This is a genomic window from Chitinophagales bacterium, assembly GCA_017303415.1.
Taxonomy (GTDB): Bacteria; Bacteroidota; Bacteroidia; order Chitinophagales; family Chitinophagaceae; genus SpSt-398.
The window spans coordinates 1,189,030-1,202,630 of sequence record JAFLBJ010000001.1; the positions used below are offsets into that span (position 1 = coordinate 1,189,030).

Annotated in this window: 10 protein-coding genes; 9 read left to right on the forward strand and 1 reads right to left on the reverse strand. The window is 45.4% G+C overall.

Annotated elements, in window-relative coordinates; translation table 11 throughout:
• The first annotated feature begins 369 nt into the window (after nucleotides 1-369).
• The 7 genes from J0M30_05225 (at nucleotide 370) to J0M30_05255 (ending at nucleotide 6,794) form a co-directional block, all read left to right on the forward strand.
• Nucleotides 370-2,619, forward strand: a complete 2,250-nt coding sequence (locus J0M30_05225) for a TonB-dependent receptor (protein MBN8666886.1) — start codon at nucleotides 370-372, stop codon at nucleotides 2,617-2,619.
• A 76-nt stretch (nucleotides 2,620-2,695) separates the two neighbouring features.
• Nucleotides 2,696-3,355 carry a hypothetical protein gene (locus J0M30_05230; GenBank protein ID MBN8666887.1) on the forward strand — a complete coding sequence of 220 codons (660 nt, stop codon included), beginning with the start codon at nucleotides 2,696-2,698 and terminating at the stop codon, nucleotides 3,353-3,355.
• A gap of 14 nt (nucleotides 3,356-3,369) precedes the next feature.
• Complete coding sequence (locus J0M30_05235) at nucleotides 3,370-4,038, forward strand: hypothetical protein (protein ID MBN8666888.1); 669 nt, start codon at nucleotides 3,370-3,372, stop codon at nucleotides 4,036-4,038.
• Nucleotides 4,031-4,321: a transcriptional regulator gene (locus tag J0M30_05240; protein ID MBN8666889.1), complete on the forward strand. Its 291-nt coding sequence runs from the start codon at nucleotides 4,031-4,033 to the stop codon at nucleotides 4,319-4,321. The genes J0M30_05235 and J0M30_05240 overlap by 8 nt, the downstream gene beginning before the upstream one ends.
• Nucleotides 4,322-4,494: 173 nt before the next feature.
• Nucleotides 4,495-5,211, forward strand: coding sequence for an ATP-binding cassette domain-containing protein (locus J0M30_05245; protein ID MBN8666890.1), 717 nt, complete (start codon nucleotides 4,495-4,497; stop codon nucleotides 5,209-5,211).
• A 4-nt stretch (nucleotides 5,212-5,215) separates the two neighbouring features.
• Entirely contained in the window at nucleotides 5,216-6,100 is an 885-nt protein-coding gene (locus J0M30_05250) for an ABC transporter permease subunit (protein MBN8666891.1), read from the forward strand.
• Between the two features lies 1 nt (nucleotide 6,101).
• Nucleotides 6,102-6,794 carry a hypothetical protein gene (locus J0M30_05255; GenBank protein ID MBN8666892.1) on the forward strand — a complete coding sequence of 231 codons (693 nt, stop codon included), beginning with the start codon at nucleotides 6,102-6,104 and terminating at the stop codon, nucleotides 6,792-6,794.
• A gap of 24 nt (nucleotides 6,795-6,818) precedes the next feature.
• Here J0M30_05255 and pdxA read toward each other — a convergent pair whose 3' ends face one another.
• Nucleotides 6,819-7,910: a 4-hydroxythreonine-4-phosphate dehydrogenase PdxA gene (pdxA, locus tag J0M30_05260; protein MBN8666893.1), complete on the reverse strand. Its 1,092-nt coding sequence runs from the start codon at nucleotides 7,908-7,910 to the stop codon at nucleotides 6,819-6,821.
• Nucleotides 7,911-8,123: 213 nt separating this feature from the next.
• Between pdxA and J0M30_05265 the strand changes: the two genes are divergently transcribed.
• Nucleotides 8,124-10,715: a T9SS type A sorting domain-containing protein gene (locus J0M30_05265; protein ID MBN8666894.1), complete on the forward strand. Its 2,592-nt coding sequence runs from the start codon at nucleotides 8,124-8,126 to the stop codon at nucleotides 10,713-10,715.
• A gap of 249 nt (nucleotides 10,716-10,964) precedes the next feature.
• A complete protein-coding gene (locus J0M30_05270) occupies nucleotides 10,965-13,586 on the forward strand; it encodes a T9SS type A sorting domain-containing protein (GenBank protein MBN8666895.1) in 2,622 nt (873 codons plus the stop codon).
• Nucleotides 13,587-13,601: the final 15 nt, after the last annotated feature.

Sequence of the window (13,601 nt, forward strand, 5' to 3'; positions counted from 1 at the left end):
AACACAAAAGCATGGTTCGATAACGAGTAGTAGTAGTAACGATGCCGGTACCCTACGGCAAAATGTAAATACTGATTGGATTAAGAATTTCACTTTTAGGGTATCAATAGAGACCGGGTATGTCTATACTCGGTCTATTTTTTTTACCAGGATTGGAGGATTGGAGGATTTGGGGATTTTAATAATTGGAGAGCTGGTAAAGCAATAATTTATTATATATCAATCCATTACAATTTATTTTGGCGAATGATAGTTATAATCTGAATCGCCATAATTCCGAATCCTCAAATCCCCTAATCCAAAAATCCTGGTTTGCATTTGGTTTATATCATAAACTACTTTACATTTGTCTCCACAACTGCTATTTTTATGAAATCTGTCTTTGTTGCTGTGCTGACAATTTTATCCCTATCCCTTCAGGCGCAAACGCTGGTGAAAGGACGTGTAATGGAGAAGAAAAAACCGATTGAAGGAGCGAGTGTGGCGCTGAAAGACACTTACGATGGTGCCACCACGGATAAAGAAGGTTATTTCCGGTTCCGGACCACCGAAAAGGGCGTTTTTATTCTGACGATTACTTCGATGGGATACAAACCATTTGAGCAAAGCATTGAGTTAAAAGCCGGAGACTCCGTAGAAGTGAATGCACTCCTCAAGGAAGAGATCACCGAATTAACAGCTGTGACCGTTACAGCGGGCACCTTTGAGGCCAGTGACAAGAAAAAGGTGACCGTTTTGAGTTCCATTGATATTGTGACCACTGCCAGTGGAAATGGAGATGTAACCGAAGCCCTGAAATCGCTTCCCGGTGCCCAACAGGTAGGGGAGAGTGAAGGTTTGTTCGTACGCGGTGGTACCGCACAGGAAACCAAGATTTTCATTGATGGTACGCTGGTCAATAATTTCTTTTTCAGCAGCATGCCCAATATTGCCGCCAGGGGTCGTTTTTCTCCCTTCCTGTTTAAAGGAACGGTCTTTAGCACAGGTGGTTATTCCGCTTTATATGGACAGGCCCTTTCCTCGGCCCTTATTCTTGAAACCATTGATTTTCCCGATCAGTCAGCAGCCAACCTGGGTGTTTCAGTAATTGGTTTGAGTGGTGGGTTTCAGCAACTGGCCAAGGATAAGAATTCATCCTGGGGGTTGAACTACAGCTATAGCAATCTGGCTCCGGCCTTTGCCGTCATCAAACAAAACCAGGATTATTTCCAGATCCCGGTGTTTCATGGCGCCGATGGTAATTTTCGTATCAAGACTTCCAAAACAGGTATTTTAAAATATTACACTACCCTTAGCACCAGTAAACTGGGCTTTACCACCAACAGCATTGATTCGGTAGGGTATAAGGACCTGTTTGGACTCGAGAATTTCAACGTTTACCATAACCTGGCCTGGAAAGAAAAACTGGGACGAAAATGGAAGATCGACATTGGTACTTCTTATACCAATAATAAGGATGATATCAATAGTGGCATGCGCGATGCGCAGGACAAGGATATCCTTTTGACAGGGCTTGAGTTCAAAGATTATCAATTGAAACTTCGGGGTAATTATTTCAATGCAAAAGTAGTGTTGGAAAAAAGACTGGTGGGTCTGTCAGCTCTTCGTTTTGGTTCCGAATACAACCATTCCACCGATAAAACAACCTATACAGACTTTAACGGCAATAAATACCCGGGAACTATTTCTGAGAACCTGAATGCGCTTTTTGCCGAAGCAGATATTTATATTACCAATGCCATTGCAGCCAAAGTGGGTTCAAGAATGGAACATTCTTCCCTGATCGATAAAACAAACCTTGCCCCCCGGGTATCACTTGCCTATAAAACGGGTAAACAAAGCCAGGCTTCTATTGCCTATGGATTGTTTTTCCAAACACCCGAGAACCGCAACCTGCCTTCTGCCTTTCCGCTTACCTTTTCAAGGGCAGCCCATTATATCGCCCAGTATCAAAAGGTGACCTCTGACCGTACACTTCGTGCCGAGTTATTTTATAAAAAATATGATGACCTGGTAAAAACCGGTCTAGGTAGTGGCAGTCAGTTCCAGGCACTTAACAATGAAGGTTTTGGAGATGCAAAAGGCTTTGACTTCTTCTGGCGGGATAAAAAATCCATTCCCAATGTAGATTACTGGATCTCCTATTCTTATCTGGATACAAAGCGGGACTATCTCAATTTTCCCGGTGCCATCACCCCCAATTTTGCCGCCAAGCATACGGCTTCCTTTATTATCAAGAAGTTTGTGACCAAGTTAAAGACCCAGTTCAACGGGGCCTATAATTTCGCCACCGGCCGCCCCTACTATAATATCGCTTATGATGGTCAGAACAATAAGTTCAATATCACCGATCAGGGAAAGACACCGGCTTATCACAATTTCAGCTTTAGCATGAATTTCCTGCCAAATATTGGTAAGGAAAAAGCCAAATCATTCCCGGTTTATGTACTTTCCATTAGCAACCTTTTTAACGTGCGGCAGGTCTTTGGATATCAGTACTCCTATAACGGGATTCGGAAACAACCGATTCTGCCTACTTCAAGGATGTTTGTTTTCATAGGGGCTTTCATCAGCTTTGGTGTGGACAGAACGGATGATGTTATTAATAGTAATTTATAATCTTTGTTTTCCGCGGCGATCGCGGCGGGAAATTTCCTTAAACAATCAATCAATATTTACCAATAAACAAATGATCATGAAAAAGTTGCTCTCCTTCTTCCTGCTTGTTGCCACCTTTGCTTCTGCTCAGGCTCAGATGCCCGAGAAGTTTGTCAAGGCCATGGAATCCAAAGTTGCACTCATTGATTCCACCAATTCCGCAGCCGGCTTCATTGAACTGGCCAACTCCTTTGAGCGTATCGCCAATGCCGAAAAAAATCAGTGGCTTCCTTACTATTACGCGGCTTTGTGTAATGTAATGTCGGGTTATTTTTCTATGGGTGATAACCCGATGGGTGCCAGTGCAGACAAGATTGACCCCTTAGCCGACAAGGCCAAAGAATTATTGGACAAGGCTGAAGCGTTGGAGAAAGATAATTCTGAGATCTACCTCGTGCGTAAGATGGTCCACAGCCTTCACATGATGGGTAGCCCTATGCAGCGTTATATGACGGATGGACCGGCGGCCACATCAGCACTTGAAATGGCCAAGAAATTAAACCCTGACAATCCCCGTATCTATCTTCAGGAAGCGCAGGACAAATACCATACCCCTGAACAGTATGGTGGAAGTAAGGAAGAAGCCAAGCGTTTGTTTGAAAAGGCGGTGAAGCAATATGAGATATTTAAGCCTGCCAGTTCCATTCATCCGAATTGGGGACTTACTCAGGTCAAGTTCTTTCTTTCTCAATATTAATAATACAACGAACCATGGAGGATAAAAAGCTGACCGAAAAGGAAAGCCTTGATCTCATCACCCAGATGATCAACAAGGCCAAGGATTCTGTACACGATACGGGGATCACCGCCATCATGTGGGGGGCGGTGATAGCCATATGCTCCCTTGTACGGTTGGCTGAAATCAGGTATGGTTTCCGTTTGCCCTTTAACATTTACCTGCTGACCGCTGTGGCCGTCATTCCTACCATTATCATCAGTGTTCGGGAAAAAAAGGCACGGAAAGTAAAGGTCTATGGGGAAGATTTCAACGAATACCTTTGGATATCCTTTGGCATCGCCATATTCCTGATATCGCTTATCAACGCCAAGATAGGCGCAGATATCCGGCCGATGATAGCGGAGTATAAAAGTGTTACCGGAAAAGAATCTCCATTCAATTATTATGAGTATATATCCAGCTTCTTTCTGATGCTTTATGGCCTGCCCACCTTTGTATCTGGAGCCTGTATGAAGTTCAGGCCAATGGTCATCGGAGGTATCTTTTGCTGGGTTTGCGCCGTGATCGCACTGTATTCCAATGGACAGATCGACCTGCTTCTTACGGCAGTATCGGCTATCCTTGCCTGGCTTATACCAGGGATCATTTTGGAAAGAGAACACCGAAAAGCAAAACAAGCCTTAAAGCCCACGCATGTTTAAGGACCTGGATCCCATATTACATTCTCAGCTCAGGCTTGCGGTCATTTCCCTTTTGATCGGGGTAAAAGAGGCAGAATTCACGTTTCTGCGCGAAAAAACCAATTCGACCGCCGGAAACCTGAGTGTACAGATCCAGAAGCTAAAAGACGCCGGGTATATCGAAGTAACCAAACAATTTAAAGACAATTACCCGCAAACGCTTTGTAAGATCACCCCAAAGGGCGTAGAGGCGTTTGAGGAGTATGTGACGAGTTTGAAGAGTTATTTGGAACATGGTGCGTGAGACGTGAGACGTGAGACGTGAGTCGTGAAACGTGAAACGTCAATCGTGAATCGGGAACGCAGGCCATTCCCTTTTTACGTCTCACGTTTCACGACTCACGTCTCACATCTCACATCTCACGATTCACCTCTCACGACTCACGTCAATCTTCCGTAACTTTGCCTAATACACACATGTCCGACATCATCCGGGTACAGCACCTAAGCAAACAATTCGATGAAATAAAAGCCGTAGACGACCTGTCCTTTACGGTCAAACAAGGCTGTGTACACGGTTTTTTAGGGCAAAACGGAGCCGGCAAATCCACTACCATCCGTATGCTCCTCACCCTGATCAGACCCACTGAGGGGGAGATCGAAATTTTCGGGTTGCCTCTTTCCCGTAACCGTCGCCAGATACTTCGCCGGATCGGTGCGGTGATCGAGAAACCGGATCTCTACAAATACCTTTCCGCTTACGATAATATCCGCCTGTTTGCCCGTTTAAGCGGGATCAACCCGGAACGCTCCCGGTTGATGGATCAATTGGACCGGGTAGGGCTTTCCGCCCGGGCACAAAGCAAAGTGCATACCTTTTCCCAGGGAATGAAACAACGGTTGGGGCTGGCCATTGCACTGGTGCATAACCCCGACCTGGTGATACTCGACGAACCGGTCAATGGACTTGATCCGCAGGGAATCGCCGATATACGCAACCTCATCCTCCACCTGAGCCGGGATGAGGGGAAGACAATATTTGTATCCTCCCACCTTCTTTCTGAAATGGAAATGATCGCTGATGATATGCTGATCATTGACAAAGGGCGGAAGGTTGTGGAAGGGCCTGTTCAGGAATTACTCACCCCGGAGAAAAGAAGCCTGGAAGATTATTTCTTATCCTTAACCCGCTGAACCCATGTTTCTGAACCTGCTGCGTATTGAATTATATAAAATATTCCGCAAGCCACGGACCTATATCGCGTTTGGGGCCATTGCCGTCATGATCCTGCTGATTCAGTTTGCGATCAAGGTTCAGGGAAAAGAATTGATCCAATTCTTTCTCGGCAGCCAGGATGCTACTTTTGAATATGAAGAAGGCAAGATCCTGAATGGCTACTTCGTCTGCTTTTTTATCCTGAATACTTTATTGATCCATGTACCGCTGCTCGTAGCCCTTATTGCCGGTGACCTGGTAGCCGGAGAGGCCAATATGGGTACCCTGCGTTTGTTGGTGACCAAACCGATTTCCAGGGAGACGCTCATGCTCTCCAAGTTCTCCGCTTCGGTGGTGTATGTGATGATGCTCCTGTTATGGATGGCTGTGTTGGCCCTGCTGGGAAGCATTTTCCTTTTTGGCACCAATGATCTGGTGGTAATAAAGGAGACAGGATTTCAAATCATCCAGTCAAGTGATGTGCTCTGGCGCTTTTTTGCGGCCTTTGGTTTTGCCACTCTGGCCCTGATCTGTATCGCAGCGCTGGCTTTTATGCTTTCTGTATTTGCCGAAAATTCTATTGGCCCCATTGTGGCTACGGTCTGTGTGGTGATCGTTTTTACCATCATTCAGCAATTACAAGTACCCATGTTTCAGGAGTATGCCGCTCCATATCTGTTTACCACCCATATGCTGGGCTGGAAGGGCTTTTTCTATGTGATGGCCACTCCCGAGAATCAATCCATTCCCGGATCAGTGGAAAATCCCTGGGCTATGGTAAAAAGTGGATTGGTTTTAACACTTTATACGCTATTGTTCCTGGGGGTAGGTGTAATTTCATTTAAACGAAAAGACATTCTGAGTTGATATGAAAAAAATTGTGCTTTTAATAAGTGGCCTGATGTGTATGCTTTCTGGTTTTGCCCAGGAAGATGCCAGTGCTTTGCTGGAAAAGATCAAAACAAAATACAACCAGGTAAAGGATTATGAAGCAACGGGGAAGATGAAGACCAATGTGATCTTTATCAAAGCCCCTTTGGCAGATATCCGGGTGTTCTACAAAAATCCGGACAAGATCAAGATCAAAAATGAATCGGGTGTTTCCTTTGTACCCAAAGGATCGGTAAATATCAATATGGGGAATATTTTTACCCTGGCCAATTACACAGCCATTGATGCTGGTACTGAGACATTGAATGGGAAGAAAGTGCGACTGGTAAAAGTGTTGCCGGATGGTGAAACAGGCGAGATCGTTCTGTCCACCTTATATATCGATGAGGCGGCTATGCTGGTGGTTAAGTCAAAAACTACTACGCGGGAAAATGGGACCTATGAGTTAGATATGAGTTATGGGAAATATGCCTCCTATGGTTTGCCCGATAAGGTAAAATTCACCTTCAATACCAAAGAGTACAAACTACCTAAGGGAGTAACATTTGACTACGACAATGGCTCTTCAGAAAAGGAAAAAGAGGCCACCGCAAATAAAAAAGGAACAGTGGAGATCACCTACACTTCCTATTCCATTAATAAAGGGTTGAAGGACGAGGTGTTTAAGTGAATTTGAGTTCACCGCAGAGAACAACTAAATCTCTTCAATCCGCTCGTCCTCGGCATTAGCCAATACTTCCCTGGTCCGCTTACGCAATGGATTCTTTCGCATATCATGGAAACCTGCGCGGGTGCGGCATATATCAATACACTCAAATATGGCAGAGCGGAAGGAACTTTCATCGGCCCGGTTTTTACCAGCGATGTCAAAAGCAGTGCCATGATCCGGAGAGGTCCGTACCACGGGAAGTCCAGCCGTAAAGTTTACGCCTTCACCACCTGCCACCGACTTAAAGGGAATCAACCCCTGGTCGTGGTACATGGCCAATACCGCATCGAAGCGGTGCTGATAGCCTCTGGCAAAAAACGCATCGGCACTATAGGGGCCAACGACCAGCATGTTATAGCTCTGTTTGGCTTCTTTGATCGCTGGTTTGATGATGGATTCTTCTTCATTGCCGATCAGCCCTTCATCACCTGCATGAGGGTTTAGCCCAAGTACGGCGATACGCGGTTTGTCGATCCCAAAATCCTTTTTCAGGCTTTCCTGCAGGATCAATAATTTGGAGATGATGGCTTTCTTCTGGATATGCTCGGTTACACCCGAAACAGGTACATGTTCCGTAAGCAGGGCTACCCTGAATTCACCGGAGAACAATACCATGGCTACATCCGGCACACCAAAATAATCTTTCAGAAATGGGGTGTGCCCGGTATAATTAAACGATTCTGATTGCACATTTTTTTTATGGATCGGGGCCGTAACCAACCCATCGATCTCTTTGTTCTTTAGGGCCTGCGTGGCCGCCATCAGGGAAATGATGGCATACTTGCCTCCCGTTTCATTCAGCTCACCAGGGGTGACATTGACATCTTCTTCCCAGCAATTCACCACATTGATCTGTTTGGGGTTAAGCCGGTTGAGTTCTTTGACGTTTTGGTAATTGAAATTGGTGTCCGGAATGGACTTACGGTAGAAATTGATCACTTTATTATTCGCAAACACAACAGGGGTGCAAAGGTCGAGCAATCGATTGTCGGAAAGCGTTTTGATCATGATCTCAATGCCGATGCCATTCAGGTCGCCACAACTGATGCCGATAACAGGTTTTTGAGGGGTAGTCATAATGTCGAATAAGGGCTAAAGATATTAATAATAAAAATAAGCCATTTTCAGACCCACTTAGCGTTTATCTCAATTTAATAATAGATTACTCTTACCGCCATAAAAATTATCCCTTATTTCCCAATGATTGTTTACTATATCCTTGCTACTCATTGACGGTTGGGGTACTTTTATTGGGAACATCCAATACTTGTGTAGGAACCAGTCCATGTTATGAAAACCCTGTGTGCCCGACCCTATCTTTATTTAATTACTGTAATCCTTCTTTACAGTCAGGGTCTTCTTGCCCAATGTGGCGTAGGATATACACAGGCCCAGGTAAACTGGGACAAGCTTGACTACTATTTTAATGGCACCAAACCTTACAATTCTTACGTATCGAACACCATGGAGCAAACGCAAAAATTTGCGTTGGGTCCAAATTATGTAACCATTGCCACCAGTTCCAGCAACATTGTAAACCCGGGAACAGCCGATGGGGTGAGTGCAGAGAACGGAACGCATACGGGAAATCTCACCAATTATACCGGACCAGATGTTCAGTACAACCCTTCAGCGGATGGGCAATATGTGACCCTGACCTTTAATGAGGAGGTGACTAATTTGAACTTTACACTGTATGACATAGATGGCTCTCAGCGGATTGATTTTGCGGCAACCAATGCGGCCAGCGTGGCACAAAATATCAATATCACAATTCAGGCTTCAACGATTCTGACGATCACCAATAATAACAGTACCAGTCCTTATGTAGCTGCTACCAGTGGAACCCTGGCCAATAACTCCAATCAGGGAAGTGCAACCATCACGGTCAATGGACCCGTTAAGCAATTGGTGTTTACCTATACCACGGTCGGAGCTGATGGAGTGACCTGGCTATCGGATATCAATGCCTGTGTTACTGGTAGCTTTCCTTCCCTTTACAATCGCACTCCCGACAATGAACCCTTTTTGGGCCCTGCGGGCAATCAGCCCGATTATTTTCTGATCACCCCCGACAATGACTATTGTTATATGGTGGATCCGGCAACCGGCGTCGCACGACCGCTTTTTCAGGATCCCAGTAAAGACTTTTTGAATTCATTTGGATATGATCCATACAACCACTATCTCTATTACATCTCAGAGAACTCGACCATTGATGCCAATAATAAGACCTTGAAACGGTATGATTTCAATACGGAGTCTTACTCCACGATATTGGCAGACCTCACCAGTTTGAACATTCCGGTGATGAACCAGGGTGTAGAAACAGCCGGGGCGGCTTATTACAATGGTAAACTGTTTATCGGTTTTGAAGGCGGGCAATATAATAGCAGTAATACACGTGAGTCCATCGTTTATCGACTGGACCTGGATGGTTCAGGAGTTCCAATCAATGCCGTGCAGGTCTTTGCCGTTAATTCCTATAATGGAGGCTCAGGTACCCATGACTGGGCTGACTTTGTAATTGAAGATGGGGTGTTGGTGAATTACAATAGCCGGGTTGGGACAACGATGGTAGCCTACGAGCATTACAACATGATGACCGGACAGTCGACACAATATTTAAATCCCAGTTCCACTACCGGCTTCGCCTATCAGGCTGGACTTACCTGGGCCGGCGATCAATATTCATTTTCCAGCAGGGCTATTACAAAATACAATGAGAATGGTACGGTGGGTACACCGATCACCATCACCAATGTGGGAGGCGGTACTTTTCAATCTGGCGCTGGTGACGCCTCAGAGAATTTCAGGCCAAAATGTGATTTTGGCGATGCGCCTTCGTCGTATGACCCTGTGGCAAATAGCCCTGCGGTACATGAGCGATCCGACAACCTGCGGTTAGGTGCCGTGTGGGATAGTGAATGGCTGAAAACAGGTGGAGCGGGTGCTACGGCCGATGGGGGAGATGAAGATGGAGTTGCCACCGTGCCTGTACTGGATACCGGTTATTTCAACTATGCCATTGATGTGGATGTGTTTAATAATACCGGAGTGAATGCTACAGTTTCCGCCTGGTTAGATTATAATGCTAACGGAGTGTTTGATGTGTCGGAAGGAGTTACTGCAAGTGTGGGAACCAGCGCTTCCATGCAAACTGTTACCCTTGTATGGTGGGTCATCAATACGCCTTTAACCCTGGGTCAGTCTACCTACCTGCGGGTAAGAATTACCTCTGCAGATAAAAATATGGGAACAGCTCATCCGACCGGATATTATGATGTGGGTGAGGTGGAAGACTACGAGGTCATGGTAGATGCTGTGTTGCCCATTATCCTTCAATATTTTAAAACCACAGTGGTCAATAACCGGGTAAACCTTGACTGGAAAACATCTGGTGAAACCTCATCTGGTTTGTACCTGGTGGAAAGAAGCGCTGATGGGGTAAACTGGGAAGAGGTAACCATCGTCAATGCTTTTGGAACGGCAGGCGATCATCTCTATGCTTATGTTGATTCCTTCCCTTTGCCAGGCCAATCGTTTTATCGTTTGGCGATCAAGCGACGTACAGATGGATCCCTGGAAGCCTACAGTCCGGTACGTACTGTTCATTTTTCTGTGTCTCCTTTTGTTTTAAAACTACAGCCCAATCCTGTTCAGCAAGAAGCCACGCTTACTTTTATGGCACTTGAAAATGGAATGGGAAAGGTCCGCATCTTTACCCAACACGGCACCCTGTTGATGGAAAAAGCCGTTATCTATGTTAAGGGAAGCAACGAGGTAGTAATACCTGATATCGGACCTCTTCGTCCTGGAAATTATATCCTTCAACTTGCTACTCCGGAAGGGGTTTTCGCTACACGCTTCCTGAAAAACTAAGCCTTTTTTTATTTCCACTCTTATTTAGAATCAGAGTTTTGTATTAAAAACTACTGATTTACACTTACGTTTTTAAAATATTCTCCCCCTTTTTTCGTTTATAATTCACGTAATACAAAATAAGTAATTGTACTTATTTAGGCGTGAAAATTTACGAATCATTAAAATTTTTAAGTATTTCCTATTAAGTTAGCATCCGTGAAAACCTGATAAACCCTTATCCTGTTTGAAAACTTAAAGATCCATACCATGAAACAGCGCTACCCTCTCCATCTTACTGCGTTTCTATTACTCCTTTTATTTCAAGCAGGAAATGTTTGGTCACAATGTGGCGGATCAACCACACAGGCTCGCGCCAATTGGGACAATCTTGACTATTACTACAACGGAGGCCCCTATTCTGCCTATATCAGTTCGGCACAGGCAAGAAGCCAGCGATTTGGGATAGGATCTAATTATTTCACATTTGCTGTTTCCAATGACGTTACTTTATATGGAGACGTAACAACTCATGCAGGTGATGTTACCGTAGGTGGTATTGCCTATACAGGCGCGGATGTGCAATTTCAGCCTACATTATTGGGTCAGACCTTCACCATCACCTTCAATAATGAAGTGCAAAATGCCAGTTTCACCTTATACGATATTGATCGGTTAGCCTCTTTCACGGTAGTTGCTACCAATGCGGCTGCGGTTCCTCAAAATGTAAACGTGGCACTTCAGGGAACAACGATCCTGACAGTAGGAGGTGTACCTGCTGCTCGTACGATTACCGCTGATGCCACTACGCTTGCCAGTCCGGATAACCGGGGGACGGCCACGATCACAGTTGCCGGACCGGTTAAAACGATCGTCTTGACCAATACTGTACTGGGAAGTGATTCCCATTTTTGGTTTTCTGATATCGTGGCCTGTGTTACCGGCAGTTTTCCCAATAATTATCAGCAGACAACCGATAATGAACCCTTTACTGGCCCGGCGGGTAACCAACCGGATTATTTTCTGGCTACGCCGGATAATGACTCTGTGTATATGGTGGATCCGGCAACCGGCAATGCCTGGTTTCTGTTTCGTGATGCGAGTAAGGACTATGTCAACTCCCTGGCGTATGATCCCTACCATAAATACTTGTACTACATATCCGAGAACGTTTCGGTTGACGCCAATAACCGCGAGCTGAAACGATACAACCTTACTACCGGAGCCAGCTCAACCATCGTAGCGAATATTACAACAACCCTTGGCATTCCTACCATGGGTTCTGGTGTGGAATCAGCCGGTGCTGCTTTTTATGACGGCGCCCTGTACCTGGGTGTTGAGGGTGGACGTACAGGAACAGGAGGAAGTACACAAACCCGCGAAACTCTTTTCTGGAGAATTGAACTGGATGCTTCTCAAAATCCTACCGGGGTGGCCTACCAGGTATTTGCCAGCGATGCCTATATCAATGCAAGTAATACCTCAATACACGACTTTGGTGATTTTGTGATCCATGATGGAATACTTTATGATTTCAACACGGCCAGAAATGGAGGTAACTATAGTCAAAGCAAATACCACCATTACAACCTGATGACCGGAAATATGGACGCCTTGTATAATAATCCTGGTTCTGGTTCATGGAATGGTCAGGGAGCACTAACCTGGTCGGGCGACCTTTATTATTTCAGAGGAACCACATCTGGTAATTCCGGAGTAGGTTTTTATAATAAAGCGGGTACCAATTCAGGCATTGTTGCCATCACACCGCAGGGGGGAGCCAATTGGCCCGGTGGAGCTGGTGATGCGAGCGAGAACTTTCGCCCCCGCTGTGATTTTGGTGATGCTCCTGCATCGTATGATCCGGTGGCTAATAGCCCGGCAGTACATGAACGTTCCGACAACCTCCGATTGGGTGCTACCTGGGATAACGAATGGGCAAAGACCGGTGGAGCCGGTGCCACTCTGGATGGTGGAGATGAAGATGGTATCGCTACTGTTCCATTACTCGATACGGGCACATTCAACTTTGCTGTAGATATTGATGTGTTTAATAACACCGGCGTAGATGCTACGCTGGGTGCATGGCTAGACTATAATGCAAACGGTGTTTTTGATGCCGGTGAAGGAGTTATCCAAACGATTGGAACCAGCGCCTCCACCCAGACCATTACATTGGTTTGGTGGACGATCAATACACCACTTGTGATCGGTCAAAGCACCTACCTGCGTGTACGGATCACAGCGGGTACGAATAACATGGATGAAAATCATGCCACAGGATATTTCAATTCAGGTGAAGTAGAGGATTATCAGGTAATGGTCGCGAGCGTACTTCCGGTAAACCTGAAATACTTTGATGCCCAGTTGACCGGTAACCAGGTTAAAACCACATGGGGTACCAGCAATGAAAGCAATCTCGGCGTATTTGAAGTGGAAAGAAGTGGCGACGGAAGTATGTGGTCCTCCATTGGAACTGTTACTGCGCTCAATCAAACAGGCGACCATGTCTATACGTTTATTGATACCCTCCCCTTAAAAGGGAAGTCCTACTACCGCCTGCGCGTCACACGCAAGGCTGATGGCAGTACAGAGAAAGTGAGCCAGACCAAAACTGTTACCATTGTCCAAAAATCCTCACTGACCGTGATGCCAAACCCGGTACGTACCTGGGCAAAACTTGATCTTCAATCTACACGGCAGGGTACTGCAGAGATCAAAATATTGAGCCTGCAAGGGGCCCTGGTCTATCAAAAGCAGTTGGAAATCAAAGAAGGACTCAATACCATTCAACTCGATAACCTGAAACGTTTTCAAAGCGGCACGTATATTTTACAAGTAAAAACACCAGATGAATTGTTCAATCGACAAATCATTATACAAAATGAATGATTTTAAGTAATTTGT

Bases quoted from the DNA above. Each gene is read 5' to 3' on its own strand.
- J0M30_05245 (MBN8666890.1), top strand. From the start codon at position 4,495: ATGTCCGACATCATCCGGGTACAGCACCTAAGCAAACAATTCGATGAA.
- J0M30_05255 (MBN8666892.1), top strand. From the start codon at position 6,102: ATGAAAAAAATTGTGCTTTTAATAAGTGGCCTGATGTGTATGCTTTCT.
- J0M30_05250 (MBN8666891.1), top strand. From the start codon at position 5,216: ATGTTTCTGAACCTGCTGCGTATTGAATTATATAAAATATTCCGCAAG.
- pdxA (MBN8666893.1), bottom strand. From the start codon at position 7,910: ATGACTACCCCTCAAAAACCTGTTATCGGCATCAGTTGTGGCGACCTG.
- J0M30_05225 (MBN8666886.1), top strand. From the start codon at position 370: ATGAAATCTGTCTTTGTTGCTGTGCTGACAATTTTATCCCTATCCCTT.
- J0M30_05235 (MBN8666888.1), top strand. From the start codon at position 3,370: ATGGAGGATAAAAAGCTGACCGAAAAGGAAAGCCTTGATCTCATCACC.
- J0M30_05265 (MBN8666894.1), top strand. From the start codon at position 8,124: ATGAAAACCCTGTGTGCCCGACCCTATCTTTATTTAATTACTGTAATC.
- J0M30_05230 (MBN8666887.1), top strand. From the start codon at position 2,696: ATGAAAAAGTTGCTCTCCTTCTTCCTGCTTGTTGCCACCTTTGCTTCT.
- J0M30_05270 (MBN8666895.1), top strand. From the start codon at position 10,965: ATGAAACAGCGCTACCCTCTCCATCTTACTGCGTTTCTATTACTCCTT.
- J0M30_05240 (MBN8666889.1), top strand. From the start codon at position 4,031: ATGTTTAAGGACCTGGATCCCATATTACATTCTCAGCTCAGGCTTGCG.